This is a genomic window from Mucilaginibacter gossypiicola (assembly GCF_900110105.1).
Classification (GTDB): Bacteria; Bacteroidota; Bacteroidia; order Sphingobacteriales; family Sphingobacteriaceae; genus Mucilaginibacter; species Mucilaginibacter gossypiicola.
The window spans coordinates 302,282-324,991 of record NZ_FOCL01000001.1 but is presented as its reverse complement, the minus strand read 5'-3'; the positions used below and the strand labels follow the sequence as shown (position 1 = coordinate 324,991).

Genomic DNA, 22,710 nt, shown 5'->3' with positions numbered 1-22,710 from the left:
GAGGGTTTGGGTGAGGCTAATTAAGCAACCTGATATATCAGTTCTGCAAAGTTTTCCTTGGCCGCGCCACAGGTAGGGCATTCGTAGTCGCCTAAGTTTTGAAAAGGCACCCCTGGCTCTATTTCATTAAACATATCCCCATACAACTCGTCATAAATGGTAAAGCAGCTTTTACATTGATGAACAGTTTTTTGAGCAGACGATTTAACGTCATTGTTAGCTTTATTTACCTGCAAAGGCAATTGGTTGTTGATTTGCTGTTCATAAAACAAATCGCAAAGTGCTATCAGGTACTTCGTTAAATCTGCCTTTGTAACGCCCTGTTTGTATATCACAAACTCGCGGGTGTTGTGGTTAAAATCACGGGTATGCACAATTTCGTATTCATCAGGTATTCGCGCGCGAATCATAACAGAACCGTAAATCCCCGATTTAGGAGATCGCTTAATAGCAAAGCTAAGGCCATAAGTCCGCAAATCGGCTTCCTCAAATTCACTTACCAATTGCTGTTTAAGCTCAAGGCAGGGGCTGCAAAGGTCTTCAACCTGCCAGTTAAGCTCGTTTGAAGCGTGCCTGATGTTTACCCGGTATTTATTAAGCAAATTTCCCCATAATGGTCTCTGTTTTGCCTCAATGTTTTTGATGAGCAGAGATTTCCATGGACTGATGTATAATTGCCCAACCCTTGTTTGCATGCACAGGTTACAGATCTCTTTCAAAAACTCAATATCAAAAAGTTCGTGACGCCTGTAAATACCCAGCCAATATTTATTCCCCTGTTTGTTAAAGCCCTCGTAATAAGGCAACTGAAACTCTGGGATAGCCAAAGGCTGATCAATTTCCTGAATTACAAACTGGTAACCGGCAGTAACTAATTGATAAAGCTCTTCCGGATTGATTTCAACCTGATCGTAAAACAGCTTCTTGTTGGCAAATATCACCTGCTGAATTGCTTTGCCCATAGCAGGAATATCGTCAGAATAAACCAGCACAGGCCAGCAATACAGGATATTGGTTTTTGGAAACCTGATATACAGGTACCAGTAATTACTTACCGGCGAAGAAATAAAGTTGAGGTTTCCGGTAAAAAACGGAGCAAAAGTCTGATTACTGTCAACCAGGTTTATTTTTAGTTCAGGCTGATAATCAAACAGATCGAAAATGTCTTTATAAACACCCTCTTTGAGCCAGTTCTCCTGGTTAAATATACCATCGGCAATGTATGAGCTGGTGATATTGGGATAAACATCTTCATTAATTTCATGATCGATACCCGCACCTAACATATCAAACTCCAGATCCTCCAGCTGCGTTTCCTCTACTTCAAAATAAAGCTGCTGCCGGTTTCCAAAGCGCACCTGTTTGGCACCTGCATTTTGCGCAATGATGAGCATCTCGTAAAAATCACCGGCAGATGCTACACCTCCTGGAAGATTAATCTTAATCAGTTGCTTATTTTCCATCATATCAAGCTTTTAATAATTGTTTGTTCAAGTACTTCTTCAAGCAGTCGCTTTACTTCGGGCCGGCATGAGCCACAGCCTGTTCCGGCTCCTGTCTGGCTGCAAACATCAGCCAGCTGGGTGCAGCCACTTTTTACCTTATTGCGGATATTATCGGCGCCAACGTTGTTACAGCTGCAAACCAGTTTACCCAAAACAGGCTCAGCCGTTTTACCACTGCGAAGTAATTTGAGGCGCTTATCGCTTAGTTCGGTTCTATTGGCTATCAGCTCCCTAAACTCCTGGAACTCGCCTTTATCGCCAATTAAAATGGTGCCTACCAATCTGTCCTGGTGAATGATGCATTTTTTATAGTAGCGTTTGGCCTTATCTATAAACACAATCTCTTCATAATCTTTATCATTCGGGCAGTCAGATAAACCTATGCTGCACAAATCAAAACCATGAATTTTGATGATATTCATAAACAGGCTACCCTTGTAGTAACTGGCGATATCGCCATTCATATAACCTGCAACTACAGCTGCCTGCTGTTCTGCTGCGGCAGTTATACCGTATAAAGTACCGTTAAACTCCGCTATTTCGCCAATGGCATATATGTTCGGATCGCTGGTAATCAAGCGTTCATTTACAATTACACCGCGTTTAATTTCAAGGCCGCAATCTTTTGCTATTTCAAGATTTGGCGTGGTACCGATTGCCAGGATCATGGCATCACAATCAATTTTTCGCCCGCTTTTTAAGCCGATACCGGTAAGTCTGCTGCGGCCATAAAACAACTGCACCTCATCGTCATAAAAGATGTCGCAGCCCTGGTCAACCATTTCTTCGTGTAATAGTCGGCTGCCAAGTTCATCCAGCTGCCGGTTCAAAAACCTTGATGTACGTTGAATAATAGTGATGGTAATCCCTATTTCGCGTAAAGAGGCGGCCATCTCCAATCCTAATAAACCACCACCAACAATAACCACATGACCGTTTTTAGGTACGTGCTTTTTGAAATTATCGGCATCGTTGCGGCTACGCATGCTGAAAATACCCGGCAGGGATGGCACGTTTTTAGGAATTGCTGCCCGGCTACCGGTAGCCAGCAATAATACATCATAGTACGTTTTTACACCACGGCTATCCAGCACATATTTATTGGCACGGTCTATTTTCTCAACGCTTACACCACGTAGTAGCCTTATTTTAAGTTCAGGTTCCTCTTCATCGGTCATTTTTACCAACTGCTCCCAGCGTTGTTCGCCGCTGATATAATCGGGTAGCATTACGCGATTGTAAAAAGGATGATCTTCTTTACTGAAAATGATGATCTCATCATCTTTGTTCAACTCCCGGTATGACCGGACAAAACCATGCGCACCTGCGCCTGCGCCAACAACTACGATTCTTTGAAAAGGCTTTTTATATTTTTCAATCTTTACCGCACAATACTTAAAATCCGGTTCCTTTGATATCGGGTCGAGCGCATCATTGGTAACGTTGTTAATGCGGTGCAGGTCGTTATTCAGGATCTTGCCCCAATGCATCGGTACAAAAATAACCCCTTGTTTTATCTGTTCGGTAAGGCGTGCTTTTACCCTTGCTTCTCCCCTTCGTGATGTTATAATAGTAACATCGCCCTCTTTGATTTCCAAAGCAGCAGCATCAATTGGATTAATTTCAACAAACGACTCTTTAATATGCTGATTAAGCTTATTAACCTTACCTGTTTTGCTCATGGTATGCCACTGATCACGAATACGGCCGGTGGTAAGGATAAAAGGATAATCACTGTCAGTAGTTTCGCTGGTATGGGCGTCAGGTACAGCACTGATCTGCGCGTTGCCGGTTGTTGTATAAAATTGCTTGTCGGTAAACAAACGTGGCGTACCTACTGCTGCATTACGCTTTTTATAAGGCCATTGTATTGAGCGTTGCAGTATGATAGTATCGTGGGTGAGCCCGCTGATATCAATATTGGTTTTACCCGTGAGTTTAGCGTGCTCGGCATAGATTTCTGCAGCGTTTTTAAAATCGAAGCCTTTGTACCCCATTTTTTTTGCAAAGCGACAAATGATCTCGCTATCAGGCATAGCCTCTCCCGGAGGGTCGAGCACCTTACTCAGATAACTGATGCGCCTTTCAGAATTGGTCATAGTCCCCTCTTTTTCGGCCCAGGCCGCTGCCGGCAGGATCACATCGGCATAAGCCAGCGTCTCTGGCTTATTACTAATTTCCTGAACTACCACAAACTTTGCTTTTTTCAGGGCTTCTTCGGCCAGGCGTACGTTTGGTAAACTGGTTAGCGGGTTAGTACACATGATCCAGATAGCCTTGAGGCGGCCATCATTTAAGGCCTCAAACATTTCTGTTGCGGTAAGGCCCGGCTTGGCAGCTATTTCCGTTCCTCCCCAAAATTTCTGTACCTCTGCCCTGTCTGCCGGATTAGTTAGAACACGGTGGGCTGGTAAAAGGTTGGCAAGCCCACCCACTTCGCGCCCTCCCATAGCATTAGGCTGCCCTGTTAATGATAACGGTCCGGAGCCAGGTTTACCAATATGACCGGTTATTAAATTGAGGTTTAGCAGGCTTAAATTTTTATTTACGCCAACAGAACTTTGATTTAAGCCCATTGTCCACATGGAAATGAAGCCCTTTGCCTCGCCGATATAAGTGGCTGCAAGCCGGATATCACTTTCGCTCACACCACAAATGGCGGCTGATTCGGCGAGCGTACGTTCAAATACTAATTTACTGTACCGCTCAAAACCGTCGGCATGTTTGGTTACAAAATCAACATCGATATCACCGTTTTCTATCAATACCCTGCCAATGGCATGATTCAGCGTAATATCAGTGCCCGGATTTAGTTGCAGATGTAAATCGGCGGTGCTGCAGGTATCTGTAACCCGGGGATCAACCACAATGATCTTCACATCGGGGTTTGCCACTTTATGCGCCTCAACCCTTCTCCATAAAATAGGATGACACCAAGCCGGGTTAGCCCCCGTAACATAAAAGCAGTCGGCCAGTTCAATATCGTCATAACAAACAGGTACAGTATCCTCACCCAGTGCAATTTTATAGGCAGCAACAGCGCTGCTCATGCACAAACGCGAATTAGTATCGATATTATTACTACCAATAAAACCCTTAATTAACTTATTAACAACATAATACTCTTCAGTGAGACATTGACCTGAAGCATAAAACGCAACCGAATCCGGCCCGTATTTATTGATGAACGTTTTAAAAATAGCTGCTGTACGCTCCAATGCATCATCCCAGCTTACCCTTTGCAGGGGCATACTTTTATTATAGCGCATTTGAGGGTACAGCAGCCTGTCTGTTTTATCATTAGCTGTGTAGTGCAGGTTAAGGCCTTTGCTGCACAGCATCCCTTTATTTACAGGATAGTCCTTGTCGCCCTCAAGCGTTATACTGCCATTTTTTTCTTTATTAATCACCACGCCGCAGCCAACCCCGCAGTAGCAGCAAGTACTTTTAAATGTATTTTGAGGGCGTTTGTTAGACATTGTTCGAGCTAAAAGCTTAAGGCTGAAAGCCGAAAGCTCCTTTTATATTTATGTTGTTATTTTTCTATTGCTTTTTGCTTTCAGCCTTCGGCTTTAAGCTCCTAAGGCTAAAGCGGGTTCATCTGCTGTTTGAGGCTCGGCCTGTTTTTGAAAACGGGTGATCAGTACAATTGCAGATACCACCATAACGGTTATGCCGATGTAAGTAAATGCCTGTACGTAAGTAATATGCTCTGATTTGAAAAGAAACCCAAACAGCATACCTCCAAGGTTACCGCCGGCACCTACTATGCCGCTTACCATCCCAACATTTTTGCTATTGATAAACGGCACTATGCCATAAGTAGCACCATTTGACATTTTAAGGAACAGCGCGAATGAAAGCATAGAAATGATGGCCATTGTAAGGCTACCCGACTGAGCAAACAAGATAAGCCCCATACCTTCAAGTAGTAACACGCCGGCCAAAAGCAAACCTTTGCCCCGCATGCCGAATTTACCGCCAACCTTATCAGACACAATACCGCCTAAGGCACGGGCAAAAATGTTCATGAACCCAAAAATACCTGCCCAGAAACCGGCCGAACTTTGCGATAAATGAAAAGTATCTACAAAATGCAGGGAAGCTACGTTATCAAAGGTAATCTCCATGCCAAAGCACATCGCATAAGCCATGGTCAAGGCCCAAACGCGCCAATCTGTTAATATTGACCAATCGGTTTTAGATGGATTAGTTTTGGCGTAGCCAACTTCATCATAGTTGCCATTAGGGGTATCTTTAGTAAACTTCCAGTATACAAAAGCTATTATCAGCATCATTACGCCGGGAACTATCATGGCATAGCGCCAGGCTTCGGCTTTGGTAAAGCCAGCCCCAACTATGGCAGCAAATATTAAAGGCATAACCATATTGGTTACACCACCGCCAAGGTTGCCCCAACCGCCGGTTACCGCATTTGCCGTGCCTTTTATATTAGGCGCAAACATCATTGAAGTATGGAACTGTGTAATTACAAACGATGAACCTATTACGCCAATAGCCAGACGAAACAATAAAAATGAAGTGTAATCATGTGCAAGCCCTACCAGAAATACAGGCAACGAACCAATAATTAATAACCTAACGGCTGTTTTACGCGGCCCCCAGGTATCACAAAGTTTACCTATAATAAGGCGGGCTATAATTGTTGCAGCTACCGATGCAATGATGGTGTTACCCACCTGTCCTTTACTCAGATGTAATTCGGCACGTATGGTTGGCATTAACGGCGCCAAACCGAACCATCCAAAAAAGCACACAAAAAACATGAGCCAGGTAATATGGAAGGTGCGCATTTGAACACCCTTAAATGAGAATATATTGAGTTTGGTAAGTTGTTTTTCCATTTTTTTAAGCTTAAAGCTTAAAGCGCAAGGCTAAAAGCTGTTTATACTCTAATTTTATAATGTTTTTCGCTTTAGGCTTTTAGCCTTAAGCTTTCGGCCACGCATTACTTGTTTAAAAACTCAGGTTTGATATTTAGCTGCAGATATGCCCAAAATGGGTGAAGCTTATTAGCATCCGGCGTTAAACCTTTGGCATATTCCATGCTATGGGTTGCGGCCATATAGGATAAGCCCAGATCAACAACGGTGAATTTGTTAAGCTTATAGCTGTTCGTTAAGTCAAATTCGGTACCCAGGTATTTGTCAATGGGTTGCCCATCAGCCCCTTTCTGGTCTTTGGCTAACAGAAAGTAATGATTTGCCAGCTCGGTGCTAAAACGCTTATTATCTGACAGGTATTTAATTTTAACATAAGGATTACTCAAGCCGCCGGTTGGAGATCCGCTACCTGCATAGAAGTAGTCCATATAGCCCCAAAACTTATGCGGAGTACCATATAAAGGGTCAAAGCGATGGTCGGTCTTTGAGGTAGATAACGCGTCATTTCCTGACAGATAATCCCAGCCGGCTGTATAAGCCAGATTACTGTTTCTGTATGATAAAGACGTAGTATAAGTGTAAGCGCTTAACTCGGCTCCATCGCGATCATGACCTCCCTGGTAATAAAATCCAGCGGTAGCAGCCCATTCATCTTTACTACCGAAAACGGGATTAACAAGCAGCCCGGTTGTATAGCGGGTATTAACTCCAGGCTGGTTAAACCGGCGGCCATATATATAACCAACATCCTCTCCTGAAGTGTTTTTTACCGAATCAAGCTTGTATTTGGCAAACTGATCGGCAAGGAAAAGGCCTGTTAGCTTAGTTTTATTAAATTTCTTTGCAAAGTAGAGATATTCAAGTGCTTTATAGTTTTGGTTTTGCCCGTTAGTGCCGGGCGGATTTAAGAATGAAAGATTGCCGTTTTTTGCGCTAATGCCCGAAGCATTTACCAGCGGAATAAGCCCGGCAGGTGTATTTGCCAAATTACCTTTGCTATCCTTTACTGTAGCAGGCACATTGGCCGGTGTATAATACGTACCGTTATAATTAATAGCGTCAGAACTTTGATTAAAGGCTGCGCCGAGATCAACCTGCCAGCCGGATTGAAGAAGTTTTAATACGATGGCATCATGCCTGCGGCCTTGTTGTATCCAATCTGTAGAACCAAGCAAACGCTCATCGTCATAGCTAATTTCCTGGCGACCAGCTTTTATGGCAAAATAATCGACAGGTGATTTTTTAAAGGAAGTGTCTTTTTTATTGGAGAGGATCAGTTCGGCCCAGGCTTCGTGCAGGCTTAAGCGGCTGCCGTCATTAATAGTAATGGTTGAGGCGTCCTGCCCCCAAAGCCTTACATCCTGTACCGATGTTTGAAAAATAAGCTTGCTGCTTTTGTAATTAAAGGTGAGCCGCGTTCGTTGCGATACAAAGGCTGCATTTTTGTTACCTATTGGCTCCAAAGTTCCATAACCATCACGTAATTCGCCTCTTGTTTTGATTTGCCCGGTTAAAGACAGCTGCGCCGAAGCATTATAAGAAACGAAACATGATATAATTAATAGAATTTTTCCAATAGTGTATTGATTAGATACATTTTTGTACATTTGAATTGGTTTTTTATTTGTTAAAGCGATTAAAAACTATTTAACCCTGTCTGGGAATGCGACCTCCCGGCAGGGCTTTTTTATGCGTTTTTGGTTTTTACCATAGGCTCAATCTATTTTTTGATTTATTTATCCGTTTAATTATGATAAATATAACTTATTTAATGAATGAGTGCAAATAATTGATTTTTAAAATGAATTTTTATGATAAAAATCATTAAAAAGGTGTTTTTTTAATAAAAATTCATTTCTTAAATAATACAAAACCACAGAAATGCATTTTTAACAATTTATTAATAGATAAAAAGCAATTAAAAAACCATACAAATCAAATTTAAATTCGAAAAATCAAGAAAAAACACCATATAAAACCAAGTTAAACAACAAACAAACATTAAAATTTGCCATAAACCTCAAAAATCAAAAGAAAACGCCTGTAAAAAACAGGCAAAAAAACCAAACAAAAATACAAAACACAATACTTAGTGTAAAAACAACACCATAATTCAAACAAAAACACATAAAAAAAGCGCCATTACCCTATTCAGCAACGGCGCTTACCATAAATTCATCTTATCCTTAACCTGGATGTATTTATTTTTCAATCAATTCCCACAAAAACTTTCCCATCGGCTATTTTTACAGGATAGGTTTTTATAACTAACTCTTCTTCACCCAAACACTCACCTGTAAGAAGTGAAAATGTTTTTTTATGAAAAGGACAGGCCACTTTTGGCTCACAGCTTTCACCAGCGCTGCCAATCATCCCGCGAGATATCGCCATTTGTTGCTTGTGCGGACAAAGATTTTGAGTTGCATACCACTCATTGCGGCGCGCAAAATTAAATATCGCTATCTGTTCGTCACCGTGTTTAATGCACGAGCCGCCATTTTCGGGCACGTCATCAACATAACAAGCCATGATCCACTGTGTTGCTATAATTGTTTCCATTGTGTTTTCTTTTAATAATGATTAATCTAACCTTGGACTAAAAAACCAGAACTTTCCTACTAAAACCTACCACTCTTTTGCGCGCACCTGCTCACGCATAGGTTCAAATTGAGCATGGGGATCTTTTTCGTCAGGAGCATTGATAAAGTGAGCGAAACGTTTGCGCATTGAGGGATTGTTAATAGCCTCTTTCCACTCACAGTGGTAAGTATCTACCAGGGCCTGCATTTCTTCCTCTAACTGCCCGCCCAGTCCAAGACTATCATTTACAATCACGTTTTTAAGATAACTCATACCACCATCAAGCTTATTAAGCCAGGTTGCAGTCCGCGTTAACTGATCGGCAGTTTTTATATAAAACATCAGGAACCTGTCGAGATATTTAACTACGGTTTCTTTATCAATATCCGTAGCCAACAATTGAGCATGCTGAGGTTTAGAACCACCATTGCCACACACATATAAATTCCACCCCTTCTCTGTAGCTATAATTCCAAAATCTTTTGATTGCGCTTCGGCACATTCGCGCACACAACCACTCACACCACCTTTAATTTTATGCGGCGCGCGAATACCTTTATACCTATCCTCTACCTCAATGGCAAAGGTCACGCTATCATGCAAACCAAACCTACACCAGGTACTACCCACGCAGCTTTTTACGGTACGAAGCGCCTTGCCATAAGCATGACCACTTTCAAAGCCCGCATCAATAAGCTCCTCCCAGATCAAAGGCAAATCACTCAGATGCGCGCCAAACATATCAATACGCTGCCCACCTGTTATTTTAGTATATAATCCGTATCTTTTGGCAACCTGGCCTATAACGATCAATTTATCAGGCGTAATTTCACCACCCGGAATGCGGGGCACAACAGAGTAAGTACCGCCCTTTTGGATGTTAGCCAGGAAACGATCGTTACTATCCTGTATCACCTCCTGTTTTACAATAACATCATTCCACAAACTGGATAATATACTGGCCACAACCGGTTTGCAGACTTCACAACCGTCGCCTTTGCCATAATGATCGAGCACAAGATCGTAGTTTTTAAGCCCGCTTATTTTAACAAGATCAAACAACTCCTGGCGCGAGTAGTCAAAATGCTCACAGACAACATTTTTAATATACTGACCATTAGCTTTCATGGTACCGGCAATTAAATCCTTAACCAATGGCACACAGCCACCGCAGCCGGTACCAGCCTTGGTGCATTTTTTCATACCATCGATACCAGTAACGCCACCTTCATTTACAGCCGAACAAATTGCTCCCTTAGTAACAGCCTCGCACGAGCAGATCAATGCATCGTCGGGCAAACTCATTACGCCAGCTCCGGCATTAGCTTCACCACCTCTTGACCCCAATATAAGATCTTCCGGGTCCGGAGGCAATACTATCTTATTATTAACGGTTTGCAGCAGCATATTATAAGCATCCGCATCACCAATTAAAATACCACCTAAAAGATACTTGCCATCATTTGTTATATTAATACGCTTATAGATTCCCTTATGCGTATCCTCAAATAAAATAGTGCGACAATCAGGTTCAGTTATAAAAGCATCTCCAAAACTGGCCACATCAACGCCGATCAATTTAAGCTTGGTGCTCATATCGTAACCATAGAAGCTTTTGTCGACTTCCGTTAAGTGAGCGGCCACAATATCAGCCATTTCATAACCCGGTGCCACCAGGCCATATATCATACCCTCATACAAGGCGCACTCTCCAATGGCATAAATACACTCGTCGCTGGTTTGCATTTTTTCGTTCACCACAATGCCGCCCCGGGTACCTACATGCAAGCCTGCAAGTTTAGCCAGCTCATCGCGCGGGCGGATACCTGCAGATATAACCAACATATCTACTGCAAGCTGACTATCGTCATTAAATCTCAACGCCTGGATCTTTTTATCACCAGTAATAGCAGCAGTACTTTTATTTAAGTGCATTTGCAAGCCCAGTTGACTTAATTTCATTTGCAGCATATTGCTTCCTGCGGAGTCTATCTGGCGCGGCATCAGGCGTGGCGCAAATTCAATAACATGCGTTTCGGCAATACCAAGATCTATCAGGGCCTTGGCAGCTTCCAATCCCAGCAACCCACCACCCATTACAGCACCCGATTTTGCATTAACAGCACAAGCTTTAATTAATTCCAGATCCTCAATGGTACGATACACAAACACCCCCTCCTTTTCGATACCCGGAATATCAGGAACGAAAGCTGAAGAGCCGGTTGCTAAAACCAGGTAATCGTACTTAAGGGTAACGCCTTTTAAAGAATGGATTGTTTTTTCGGTGCGGTTAATTTCCTGGATAGGGTCATCCAAATGCAATGCTATACCATTATCTGTATACCATGACAAAGTGGACAGAGAAAGATCATCGGCAGACTTACCATTGAAATACTCGCTAAGATGCACCCTGTCATAAGCGTGACGCGGCTCTTCGCCAAAAACAATTATCTGGAACTGAGTTGATCTGGCTAAAAGTTTTTCGCAAAACTTATAACCTACCATACCGTTGCCAACAACAATGATGGTTGGTTTTGACATATCGAAATTTTTTAAATGTTAAAGCAATTTTCAAACTAAAATGAACCCAACTGCGACCTTGATTTCATTTACATCACAATTATAACTCAAAAAAACATCAAATAAAAATTTAATTTCAATTTTTTATCATATAAATCATAATTATTGGCATTTAATTACGTAAATTAGTGCTATAATTATAATTTATATCATTTTTAAGACAATATTTTTTAACTGATTTTGCATTTTTATCAAAATCATTAAAATAAAAAGACGCAAAAAGCCATTTTTTAACATTGAATTTAACAAAATGCAAAATAAAATACAAAATCCAGAGCTTTTTATACTTGGAGCAGGCCCGGGAGACCCCGAATTAATAACAATTAAGGGATTTAAGGCATTGCAACAAGCAAATGTGATATTATATGACAACCTGGCTAACAAGGAATTACTGGAAATAAGCCGGGATGATTGCGAAAAAGTATATGTTGGCAAGCAACCCTATGGCGATTATACCCCCCAGGAAACAATTCATGAACTCATAAAACACTACGCCTTTACTAAAGGCAATGTGGTGAGATTAAAAGGAGGCGACCCGTTTATATTTGGCCGTGGCTTTGAAGAAATAATTTATGCCCGTCAACATGGTATCACTACTCATTATATCCCTGGTGTAACCAGCATGCAGGCTTCCGGATTGGATGACATCCCCCTAACTCACCGACTGGTGAGCGAGAGCGTTTGGATGGTTACCGGTACAAAAAAAGATGGCAGCCTATCAGCCGACTTAACCTGCGCCATGCACAGCAACGCTACAGTTGTTATATATATGGGCATGAAAAAGCTGGCCGAAATTGCATCAGCCTATATAAACGCAGGCAAGGGAGATACACCGGCAGCTATTATTCAGCATGCATCATTACCCCATCAAAAATCAGCAAAAGGAAAAGTATGCAACCTTGAGGCTCTCGCCGCAGATAACCAACTTACCTATCCCGCTATTATTATTATAGGAGATGTTGTTAACGTAAAAAATTAAAAAAATGAAGATCAGGATAAAAGGAAACTCACTGCGCTATCGCTTAACCAAAACCGACGTTGAAAATTTCGACAGGGACGGATACCTGGAAGAACGCACCAATTTTGGTTCACAAACATTTAAGTATGCGCTGCAACGCTCTGCAACCGATTTTTTAACTGCAGACTTTAATGGCAATACTATAATTATGCATATGCCGGTTACTATGGCTATTGAATGGACAAGTACGGATCGCGTTGGCTACGAAAACAACAACAGCCCAATGTATTTGCTTGTTGAAAAAGACTTCAAATGCCTGGATAATGTTGCCGAAGATCAGAGTGATAATTATCCTAACCCACTTAGCTTAAAACTTCAGCATTAATCCTGGAATGATTTTTATTTGCTGACAAACTATTTATCAGTAAATAAAAATCATTTAAACCGACTGCTTTGCTGTTGCCCTGGCAAGATTATTCAACCTTAAACGCCGAACAGTAAAAAACAGCGCAACTAACATCAATGCCCATACCCAGGTATCCAGCGGACAACCATCGGGGCCGCCATCATTACCATCGCAAAGACCATCTCCCGGATCGGCAAAGCTCCAGGATACAGTGAGCAGGTTGATTATTATAATAGCTAATATTGTTTTCCATTTTGATGTAATCATAGGTAATATGTACATACTGTTATTGTTTAAAGAACATTCCACTTCCAATTCTATCTCCCGTGCTTTCATTAACTGCAACCACTATATAAAGTCCCCTGCCTAAGCTATTAACATTTTCCTGTAAGGTATTGGTACCTGTTGCCGATAGCTTTCTGACAATAGCCCCCGAAGGACTAACGATACTTATCCTAACAGCCCTGGAGGATGTTTGTTCTAACTTTATATTAACTGTGCTGGCCGAAACTACAGTTGGATATACCAAAAACTTATTTAAGCCGGGGCCCGGCTGTATTTCAAAACTGAGGTTATCAGATAATTTATTTTCGCCGGTTACCAGGTTTTGGCTCAGCCGGTATATGACCTGGCCACTCCCGGGAGTTTGATCGGTATAAGTATATTTACCTTCCCCGGTTGATTGCAGGCTATCGATAGTTAAAAAAGTTTTACCTCCATCCGCACTTTTCTGAACAGCAAATTTTGTAAAGTTGCTTTCATTATTGGTTTCCCAGTTCAGGGCTATACCTTCAGTAATTTTCTTTCCTGTAAAGGTTAATAGGCGGTAATCATGTCCGGGTACTATACCAATAGCAAGATAAAACCTGTCATGAGCATAGCTTGCCGGGTTTGATTCTACCTTAAATGCATATTCGGCATTATGCACAACGTCAAGCGAATCGTTGGTGTATTTATCCTTCAGGTAGATTGAATATCTTGCGTCTATATTCTTTTTTACCGGTGAGGTAAGTTTATATGTGCCATAGTTAGAAAAAGTAACAATCAGGTTTACCCGTTTTAATTTTTCGAGATTACCCGTGTAGTTAGCAAAGCAACCTATAGAATCGCTGCTTAACGAATAAAACAAATCACCCTGACCTGATGGCTGATAGTATGGCGCGTCTTCGCCTGGAACAAATTTAGTACTGGCACTGCCGTCAAAATTAATATCGGTGGAGTTGTGCACTACTGTATCCTGCACCAATTCCATGGTAAGGCGGGGTAATGTACTTTCAACGTCATTAGTAGCCTTACTTGCAAATGAAGCGGCAATATTTTTACCAGGATTGCCTATAACATTAAATATGGGGTTAGATGATGGAGAGGCCGAATAAAGAGAGTAAGCAACTTTCATGCTTTCATCAAACTTAATGGCCGATGCAGAACTTGCCAAAGTGAAAAAACCTTGTCCCGATAAGGCGTAACGGTTTGAACCTGCTCCCACAGAACCTGTGCTGGCGTCATACAACGCAAACTTGGTAGACGAGCTGTTGGTTCCGGTACTGGCATCCTTTACCAGCATGTAGTAAAATTTATTAGTAGTATTTGCAAGGTAAAGCGCATGAAGGTCAATTACCGAGGCGTAAGGGTTACCAATAAGATTAAGCCCCTTTTTTGTAGAATTGCTTGAACCGTATGAAAGGGTTTGTGGAGCGTTTACTGCTGTAGCAGTATAATAAGTTGGCGGCGTAGCTGGAAAATTGACAATATTCGCAGTTAGTTGCGCATTGGCGGCAGCGGTACCTGTACCTTTAATAACTGTCCCAAAAAAATTCAATGTAGCATTATCTGTCGCAGGGAACGGCCTTACAAAAGGGTTAACTATGCTCCTGCTCCCTCTGAAATAATATAAAAAACCGTTGGCAGCAGGTAAACCCTGGCTTGTTGAACTAAATGGTTTATATTCATTGTTCACCACCTGATTCGGATCTGTGCTGGCCGGCGCGTTTTCATCATAAACAAAAACCGAAGGGCTATTATTTGTAGCGGTGGCATTATCAAACCCATTTGTAGAACCACCAGGGCCGGTGATAAAGGTAGTTGCTATTAAAGGTAGAAGATTATAGGTATTGATAGCACTTGCGGGCGAAGTAAATGTTGTGGTTCCATTGGTAACCGGCGATGAAAGCAGCATATACCGGCGCAACGTACCTTTCACATAACGCTGAACATTGATGCTACCGGTTATATTGTTAACAAAACCACTTGATACAAGACTACCAATACTGGCATCCCCAACAGAAGTAGACAATAACGTAAGCGCCGATGTTGTTGATGTGGCGTTACCTACCGCAAGAGTTGATGCCGCGCTTGCTGAAGCGGTTACACTTAATGTATATAACGGGGCGACGGTAAATTTACTGCCTGAGGCCATTGTTTTGGTTCCGCTACCGGTGAAGGTTACGTTGTAAAAATTTGTACCGGTACTTGTCGCATCTGTTAGGGTTTGCGTTGTACCATCAAAGGTGATGGTTGGGGTTGAATTAGCGGTAAATGTTCCGGTATTGGTGTAATCTTTAGCAATATTTAAAGCGCCGGTGCCCATATTCATGGTGCCGGCATTTGTCAATGTTCCGTTTATATCAATTGATCCTGTTCCCCCAGTAATCGTTGCAACTGCATTATTAGTCCAAATGGCGGCTGTTGAACCAGCCACACCAATTTTGGTAGCAGTATTGGTTGCATTGGAAAATGACACATTTGAGTTTGTGGTAAATGTGGAATCGATATTTAAATAACTTGTTTGACCAGCCGTTGTACCACCAATAACAGCGGTGCCGCTGCCTTGTATAATAAGGTTGTCATAAGTACGATCTGTAGCCGCATTTGTGTTTACGGGCCCACCGCCCGGGCCAAAACCCTGCACCGAGGTTGTATAAATCACAGGATTAGCCCCTTTATAATTAACAGTAGCTTTACCTCCATGGTCACCATAAAAGTTACAGGACGCATAAGGTACAGGTATGGTTCCGATAGCGTTTGTGGCATTAAGGATTAATGTTGGATTTACAACCGTATTAGTTGTTTTATATGATGTAAGGGCATTCACTGTAAAGTAAGCGCCGTTCTGACTGGTAACACTGTGATTTGTAAAGGTTATCTGGTTATTTATGGTCATAGTCCCCCCTTCCAATCTGAACCCGCTTCCGTTTTGTTGTTTTACGTTCAGGTGTATATTTACATTATTACTGACTGTTAGCGTGTTAACCTCTGAAAACAAAAATGAAAAACTACCATAGGTAGCCGAATTAGTACCGATCTGTATATTCGTGCAGGAAATAGCACCGGTTCCCCTCATATCATTGAAAATGGTACCACTTGCATTAGTATTGACATCCTGGCCAATATCACCTGTTACCGTTAGTGTCGCGCTATTTACAGTTAATATTGTCCCGGTCAGCGATGTACCCGCTAAAACTCCTCCCGAAACATATTGAATCCTTCCAAAAGTGATTGAAGCTACTGTAACGTTTGCCGAAAGGACAGGTTGGTTTGTGTAAGTCGATCCTGTAACACCAAAGCGAACAATGTCGGTAGTAACACCGCCCTGACCTGGATATACTAAGGTTGGCAATCCCCCTACAGACCAATTTAAAGGATCAGTCCAAGTTGTTGAAATAGTTCCGGTCCAATCAAAGGTAGCTGCAGAAGCACGTATATTTATTAAGAGTGCACATATTGACAGCAGGGTTATTTTTAGATAGCTCGTTTTCAAATTGTTTTGCGCTCATTGTTTTTAGGCATTTCGTTATACGCTACAATTTTCTTAAAAGTTATATTAACAATGAAAAAAACACGTTACAATTAACGAATGTGCATAAAAAGAATTATTGCACATTTCAGAGTAATCCATAACATTCAGTTTTTTTCAAGGAATTTAACTGAACCTGTACAATGAAGCTGCATTTCCATTAACCTGAAAGGCCCTGGGGGAAATCAATTATTACGGGTTAATTAATTACAAAATTTGGATAGAAATATTGCTTGATAAAAACAGTGTCTTTTAGCTGGGGGTTTTCATCGGCCTGCAAAAATATCTTTGCCTCTACCAACCATTTTGTTTGATCAGCCTGTTTATCGGGAGTGATATTAATGCCTTTTACGTAACCATCCACGGGCTTAAATGGGATCATGTAACAAGTGGGGCATGAACTGTTAACTTGTATTTTACCGGCAAGGATGTCAGTTTTTGCGAGAGAAAAACTTTTACCCGGCATAGGGGCTTTGATATATAAAGTAGAGGTAATGCCAGAACCTTGCTGGATACTCCAAAATACACGGTATGTACCTGGCTTAAGGGAAGTGTAGCCTTCAAAATCAGCTTGTTCGGTGAACATGAAACTACAATCGGCACCTGTAGCGCATGTGGTTAAATTCTTGTCGTCTAATTTTAATTCATCTTTTTCACTCTTTTGTTTGCTGCATGAGCTTAAAAAAGCGGAGCTACTTAATAATAATAATAATAATGGCAGGATAAGTTGTGATTTCATATTACAGGTTATTTATACTAAACATTACGTACAGATAACCAATTGTGCTACAATTAACTACATTAAATCCATAGTAATGTGCAACTATCTAAAAATCATCAAACTGCTGGCAAAAAGTAGTTGAGCCTGGTTAACACATTTTTTAATATTACATCACTAAAACCGCTTTCTTCAACCATATTTACAATCTTTGAGCTGTAATACTCCCTGGTAAGGCTGTCCAGATCAATATAAAGCGCTTTCGACAATAAAATTAACTTTTCAGAACCGGGGTTTTTCTTTCCGCATTCAATCCTGCTTAGTTCGGCCCTGTCGATATTCATTTCACGGCTCAACTTCTCCTGCGAGATTTTTAATGCTAAACGATGTTTTTTTATAAATGCTCCGAAGCTAAGGTTATCACCTAAAGTTTCCATTGCCATGTTGGCGGTGCTGTTTACAGCTTGGGTTTCTTTCAAAATTGGCGCCGGCAACTGCTCAATGCTGTTTAGGTTATCAAACAATGAAAAAAAACGGGATACCATCTTATTAAATAAGAGGATATCTATGCTGTAATTTATATTCGCTTTTGCCCCGCTTACTTTTATAATCCCCGTTGTTTTAAGTTCGGCTACATGTTTCAGAATGTTCTCCATTTCAAATGGCACATTGCAAATCTCTTTTTTACTAATGGAGTTGCCGTTTTCAATAATCATCCTGATGATGTAAACTCTCACAGGAAGTGCAAGTATGCGGGCAAACCGGGCCAGCTCACTATCGGTTTCAGTAAATTTTGATTTTAATGTCAACATAGATATGAGGTAAGAACTAAAAAACAAGATAATGTTTATGAATGTAAAAAGGCCTCCCAGTTTACCGGAAGACCTTTTTCAAGCTGTAGTTTAATTATTTTTTAACAGCGCCTGGTGTTGTATATGGCATTGTTTGAGGATCGAAGTTAGCCCAGCCAGCAGTCCAGTCGGTTGAACCAAAAGCACCTTTGTAATCAACTTTATCAAAGAAGGCATCGGTTAATTTTGCATCGGTAAACAGAGCGCCGGCATCTGCAATAGAACCGGTTTTTACAGTAAAGTCGGGCGTACCGGCGTTAGCAAAATCAGATGAGAATTTGAACGGAGCATTGATAACTAAATCAGCATATTTAAGAGCATCGAAAACGTTATCAGCCCTAAGTTTGGTTTCAAATGACGCTTTGTTTTCGCCTTTAACCTCATTGCTCTTTTTGTTACTGCCTAATATAATGTTGTTTTTGAACACCAAACGACCGGCAGTGTAGTTAGCTAAAGTAGAGTTAGGCGTAGTTTCTTTTGTATCGTCGATATAGATACCTTCAACATAACCTGAGAAGATTGAATTAAAGATGCTAATAGCTGAGTTACGACGGATTTGCGCGCCATGCTGATAGTTAGCATTAACGTTGGTTTCACCATCTTTAGTGATTGGGCCTAACAATGTCATATTAGAGAATATGGCAGAAGTTTGCGGTGTTTTGTCTGAACCTGAACCATCGTTATCACTTTCAAAGCTGTTTGAGCCAGAGATATCGGCGATTGTTTTGAAGCGTTGGCTTAAACCAAACTGTATTTTACCGGCAAAGCCAAAGTCGGTATCAAAGTCGTCGTCTAAACTGCCCATAGCAATAAGGTGTTTACATTGTACTGTACCACCAAACCACTCAAAAGCATCATCACCTGAACGGTAAACCTCAACATAATCAACAGTGGTGCCTTTACCAACGCCACCAAAAGTTAAACCGTTAATTTCATTATCAGGTGAAAAAGGGATACCGGCATACTCTATACGTACATATTTCAAAGTACCAGAGTTGTCATTAGCATCTGTACCACCATATTGGATATATTTAGCAGCATCGCCTTTAGCGTCCAGGCCACCTTCAATACCAACATTATCGCCCTGGTTAACGGGAGCTTTACCCAAAAGGATGATACCACCCCAGTCGCCGTTTGCACGTGCACCGGCATCAAATTGAGACGTAAATACAATTGGCTTATCTGCTGTACCTACGGCCATGATTTTAGCACCACGGGTTACTGTCAAAGTAGCTTTGCTTGATTTTTCACCTTTAATTATTGTTCCGGGCTCAATAGTAAGCGTAGCACCATTGGTAACGTAAACAAACCCTTTCAGTAAGTAAATTTTGTCAGCTTTCCAGGTAGTGTTGGCAGCAATATCGCCGGTTACTGTAACAACATTACTTACTGCTGTAGTATCTTTTGGCGGATTGGTGTCAATAACAGCTTCTTTCTTGCTACAAGCAGCTGTGAAAAGAGCCACAATACACGCTAATAATAATCCTTGTTTTTTCATAATTTTGCTTTTTTCGATTTGAATCAGTTGTTTTAAGTTATTCTTATTCGTTGTTAAAAGGTATAGTTAAATGAAAGTGCATAGCTTGAACCTGTGCGGTAGCTTTTGAATATATAGCCCGATCCGGATGGGATATAAGGCTTACCGTCAAGCTCATATATGAAATTGTATTTTGGGTTGAGTACATCTGTAGCGCTTAACTTTATCTCGCCTTTGCTTTTCAGTACTTTATAGCCAATCTGGCAGTCGAGCACGTTTCTCGGTTGTTCGTAAACGCTTGAAAACCTTTCGCCGCCGGCATAAAAGATCCTTTTGCCAAGCCTGTTGAACAATACGTTCACCGATAATTTGTTATCAAATTCGGTATGTTGCAAACCGGCGTTTATCACATAAGGTGATTGGCCCACCAGGGCACGGTCTTTTTCAAGCCTCACTACCCCATCATTAGGATTGGTTACTTTTGATTTATTAATAGAAAGGTTAGCGTATGCTGTAGTGGTTTTAAAGAAAGAACCACCATTTATAAAATCAAGTGTTTTACGGGCTTCCATCTCAAAACCATATACATATGCCGATTTTGAGTTGAAATAACTGATAGTAGTTGATGAATTCTGATCTTCGATCTTAGGCTCAATAGCATTTTGGAATTTTTTATAAAAAACTGAGAAGGATAAGATCTGCCCTGCCGAAGGATAAAATTCATATCTCAAATCGGCATTATCTATCAATGAACGCTTCAAATCAGGCTCGCCCTGCAGGGTTGCCAGTAACTCGTAATCATAATAAGCGAAAGGTGCAAGTTCCCTGAATTCAGGGCGGGCAACAGTCCGGTAATATGAGGCTCTGAAATTTGCTTTCTGTGTCAAGCTATAGGTAAAGTTTACCGATGGCAAAAAGTCGGTATTATCCAATTCTGCGCGGGGCTGTTGTACAGCAACCTCTTCTGTACGAAGTTTCAGATTAAATTTCTCAACCCTTAAACCGTATACTACCCTGATCTTTTCGCTGAACTTACTATCAAGCATTGCATAGCCTGCGTTGGTTAAGCTATTGGCATTGTACCTATCTGTTGGATTTGAAATTTCATCAAGAGAATAAAGACCTGTATTGACAAGATTTGGCCCAAAAATAGTTTGGATCGGCCGCTGTAATATGGTATTGATATCGTAATCAGGATTGTTAGTATTGATAACAAGCCCAATGAACCTTGCATCAAATTTCCTGTCGCGGTATTGAGAGTTAACACCAAGCTTAAGTGTGCTTTGTTTAAATAAATTAACAGGTAAGTTAAAATCAACTTTACCGGAATAAATATTTTCGTTTAAGTGAGAGAAAACACGGGCATTTTCTTTACTCAGGTTGGTAACCTGGGCATAAAATGGTTCGCCGGCAGCACTTTGCCTGTAATTGGTTTTACGCTGATCTGGCTGATCATTAATGATATTGCTGTAACCGAGGTTCCATTTTAACTTTGAGCTTTTAGCGCCAAGGGCGTGTTCGCCTTCAAGTGTAGTTTTGAACAACGATTTTTCGAGCAGGTCATTAGCATAAAAACGGTTATCATAACTTCCGTTGCTCGAGTTTGAACCTGTACGGTAAGTAAACTGATCATCGAAAACACGATTGTAAAGATTTTTTAAAGTGATCTTATTTTTACCAAAGCTGTATGCCAGATTAGCAAGGGCACCAACATTGGTCGAAAATTTATACTGTGTATTGCTATAATTATAGTTATCAAATTGTTGTACCAAGTCGGGTATTATCGTCTGCGAGTTGCGGTAGGTTAAGGCTACCGTAGTACCCAACCTGTTTTTATTGGCGCCAAGCTCCTGTACATTACCTATAGTAAACTGGTAATTTTGGCTTGGCAAAGCAGTGCTTTTGTAAATATTAAAATCGTTATTCAGGCTCCTTATTGATTGAATTGTTTGTGTGGTGCTTAACTGCTTATTAACAATTTGACTTGTTGTAGGAAAATTGCTCACCAGTTTACGCGTACCATCGTCAAAGCCGAAGTAATCGCTGGTAGCACGGAAACCACTTTGAAAATCTTTAAAGGTACTTTGTGAATTATACCCCACGCCTACTCCGACGCTTACAAAGTTCTGATCGGGAATGTCTTTAGTAATGATCTGCACGTTACCACCGGCAAAATCTCCCTGGATGTCGGGTGTGGCAGTTTTACTGATAATGATGTTTTCAATCAGACTTGCAGGCACTATATCAAAAGAGAAGGCTTTACGGTTAGGTTCAGTACTTGGCAACGGAGACCCGTCTAACGAGGCCGTATTGTAACGATCGCTCAAACCTCTTACCACAACAAATTTATTGTCCTGTATGGTTGTACCGCTTACTCTTTTCAAAACATCGCTTGTGCTACGATCTGGCGACCTTTTAATAAGCTCTGATGAGATACCATCAGATATCGAAGCACTGTTTTTTTGAACTGCATATAAGGCAGCAACAGAAGCCTGTCGGTAAGTAGCTTTTACAACCACCTCCTTAAGTGTTGTTGAAGTTGCCGCACTTAAAGAGATATCAAGCGAAGTAGCAGCCCCGGCTTTTACCTCAACATCCGAAATTGACTTGGTTTGATAACCAATATACTTGATGACCAATGTATATCTTCCGGGTTTTACATCAGTTAATACATAGCTTCCATCTACATTAGTGGCTGCCCCTCTTTGGGAACCTTCAATGCCAACAGTAGCACCGATAAGGGTTTCGCTTGTTTTTTGATCAATGATTTTACCAACTATTTTTCCATTACCCTGAGCAAAAGCACCGGAGGTAATGAAAAATAAGGATAAGGTTAACAGGAGTAGCGTTTTGATTCTGTTCATAAATTTCTAATGACGGGTCAAAAGTATCCTCGTCAAATTAAATTCATGTTACGTTAAAATTATCAAATCGAATA

14 protein-coding genes are annotated in these 22,710 nt (G+C 41.1%); 2 read left to right on the top strand and 12 right to left on the bottom strand.

All coding sequences use genetic code 11. The features are described 5' to 3' along the window. Positions 1–20: 20 nt before the first annotated feature. The 6 genes from BMX50_RS01125 to nirB form a co-directional block, all read right to left on the bottom strand. Positions 21–1,466, bottom strand: a complete 1,446-nt coding sequence (locus BMX50_RS01125) for a rubredoxin (RefSeq protein WP_244280800.1) — start codon at positions 1,464–1,466, stop codon at positions 21–23. Further along, on the bottom strand, positions 1,463–4,984 hold the full coding sequence (locus BMX50_RS01120) for a nitrate reductase (protein ID WP_091206467.1): 3,522 nt from the start codon (positions 4,982–4,984) through the stop codon (positions 1,463–1,465). Before BMX50_RS01120 ends, BMX50_RS01125 begins: the two co-directional genes overlap by 4 nt. 93 nt (positions 4,985–5,077) lie before the next feature. Continuing rightward, positions 5,078–6,370, bottom strand: a complete 1,293-nt coding sequence (locus tag BMX50_RS01115) for an MFS transporter (RefSeq protein ID WP_091206465.1) — start codon at positions 6,368–6,370, stop codon at positions 5,078–5,080. Positions 6,371–6,474: 104 nt separating this feature from the next. Further along, complete coding sequence (locus tag BMX50_RS01110; protein WP_091206462.1) at positions 6,475–8,016, bottom strand: alginate export family protein; 1,542 nt, start codon at positions 8,014–8,016, stop codon at positions 6,475–6,477. Positions 8,017–8,617: 601 nt separating this feature from the next. Beyond that, entirely contained in the window at positions 8,618–8,968 is a 351-nt protein-coding gene (gene nirD / locus BMX50_RS01105) for a nitrite reductase small subunit NirD (protein WP_091206459.1), read from the bottom strand. A gap of 66 nt (positions 8,969–9,034) precedes the next feature. After that, entirely contained in the window at positions 9,035–11,530 is a 2,496-nt protein-coding gene (nirB, locus tag BMX50_RS01100; RefSeq protein WP_091206457.1) for a nitrite reductase large subunit NirB, read from the bottom strand. Positions 11,531–11,819: 289 nt separating this feature from the next. On the opposite strand from nirB, the gene cobA reads away from it, so the two are divergent. Together cobA and BMX50_RS01090 are read left to right on the top strand one after the other, a co-directional pair. Beyond that, entirely contained in the window at positions 11,820–12,548 is a 729-nt protein-coding gene (cobA, locus tag BMX50_RS01095) for a uroporphyrinogen-III C-methyltransferase (protein ID WP_091206454.1), read from the top strand. Positions 12,549–12,552: 4 nt separating this feature from the next. Further along, positions 12,553–12,912 (top strand): DUF7009 family protein, encoded by a 360-nt coding sequence (locus tag BMX50_RS01090; protein ID WP_091206450.1) that lies wholly within the window; start codon positions 12,553–12,555, stop codon positions 12,910–12,912. A gap of 54 nt (positions 12,913–12,966) precedes the next feature. Here the strand turns inward: BMX50_RS01090 and BMX50_RS01085 are convergent, their stop codons facing one another. From BMX50_RS01085 to BMX50_RS01060, 6 genes are all read right to left on the bottom strand, one after another. Further along, positions 12,967–13,215 (bottom strand): hypothetical protein, encoded by a 249-nt coding sequence (locus tag BMX50_RS01085; protein WP_091206432.1) that lies wholly within the window; start codon positions 13,213–13,215, stop codon positions 12,967–12,969. Positions 13,216–13,219: 4 nt separating this feature from the next. Continuing rightward, positions 13,220–16,549: a beta strand repeat-containing protein gene (locus BMX50_RS01080; protein WP_091206426.1), complete on the bottom strand. Its 3,330-nt coding sequence runs from the start codon at positions 16,547–16,549 to the stop codon at positions 13,220–13,222. Positions 16,550–16,925: 376 nt separating this feature from the next. Then, on the bottom strand, positions 16,926–17,465 hold the full coding sequence (locus BMX50_RS01075) for a hypothetical protein (protein ID WP_091206423.1): 540 nt from the start codon (positions 17,463–17,465) through the stop codon (positions 16,926–16,928). Positions 17,466–17,563: 98 nt separating this feature from the next. Continuing rightward, positions 17,564–18,256, bottom strand: a complete 693-nt coding sequence (locus tag BMX50_RS01070) for a helix-turn-helix domain-containing protein (RefSeq protein ID WP_091206420.1) — start codon at positions 18,254–18,256, stop codon at positions 17,564–17,566. A 94-nt stretch (positions 18,257–18,350) separates the two neighbouring features. Continuing rightward, positions 18,351–19,793 carry a hypothetical protein gene (locus BMX50_RS01065; protein ID WP_091206417.1) on the bottom strand — a complete coding sequence of 481 codons (1,443 nt, stop codon included), beginning with the start codon at positions 19,791–19,793 and terminating at the stop codon, positions 18,351–18,353. A 53-nt stretch (positions 19,794–19,846) separates the two neighbouring features. Continuing rightward, positions 19,847–22,636 carry a TonB-dependent receptor gene (locus BMX50_RS01060; protein ID WP_091206414.1) on the bottom strand — a complete coding sequence of 930 codons (2,790 nt, stop codon included), beginning with the start codon at positions 22,634–22,636 and terminating at the stop codon, positions 19,847–19,849. Positions 22,637–22,710 lie beyond the last annotated feature (74 nt).